This is a genomic window from Pseudoalteromonas sp. AWH4_217 (assembly GCF_056161105.1).
Genome location: NZ_JBSWYM010000079.1, coordinates 1 through 301 on the forward strand (window position 1 = coordinate 1; position 301 = coordinate 301).

1 tRNA gene is annotated in these 301 nt (G+C 49.5%); it reads right to left on the reverse strand.

Annotated elements, in window-relative coordinates:
• Positions 1-99: 99 nt before the first annotated feature.
• A tRNA-Arg gene (locus ACXAH1_RS24765) sits at positions 100-176 on the reverse strand.
• Positions 177-301 lie beyond the last annotated feature (125 nt).

Here is a 301-nt window from a genome sequence, read left to right on the forward strand (position 1 = left end):
CGTAGTCAGGTACGCTATCCAGCTGAAACACAAACCCCAAATTACAGGCACAAAAAAACCGACTTTCGTCGGTTGATTGCTCACTTCTTAAATAAGAAGTGGCGGACGCGGGAGGATTCGAACCTCCGACCGCCTGGTTCGTAGCCAGGTACTCTATCCAGCTGAGCTACGCGTCCGTTTTATCATGTTTAACACTTGATGTGTGCTTCTTTTTTATTTAACCACTTAAGAGAAGTGGCGGACGCGGGAGGATTCGAACCTCCGACCGCCTGGTTCGTAGCCAGGTACTCTATCCAGCTGA